The organism is Bacillus sp. JJ1566, assembly GCF_036962685.1.
GTDB lineage: Bacteria > Bacillota > Bacilli > Bacillales > Bacillaceae_L > Ferdinandcohnia.
This window is the reverse complement of sequence record NZ_JBALOP010000093.1, coordinates 1,240-1,479: the sequence shown is the minus strand read 5'-3', so window position 1 is coordinate 1,479 and position 240 is coordinate 1,240. Positions and strand designations below refer to the sequence as shown.

Here is a 240-nt window from a genome sequence, read left to right as displayed (position 1 = left end):
CTTTTTAACATGGCAAAAATCCAATGTAAGAGCTTATTAACACAAGCAATCATAGCTACTTTAAAAGGCTTTCCTTCAGCACGTTTCCTGTCATAAAACTCCCTCATTTTTTTATTGCGGGGGATGATTTCATCAGTCGTTTTCTTCTTACGACAATCACGAATGGCACAACGAACTGCCATATATAAGGCATGTCGAAGTCTGCTAGATCCTCGTTTTGTGATTCGATTCTTTGTGGCC

The 240-nt window shown here is 39.2% G+C and carries 1 protein-coding gene; it reads right to left on the bottom strand.

Going from position 1 to position 240, the window contains the following annotated elements; all coding sequences use genetic code 11:
* Positions 1-240, bottom strand: a 240-nt coding sequence (locus V7112_RS23660; protein WP_335424415.1) for a transposase, incomplete at both ends; no start/stop codon positions are given.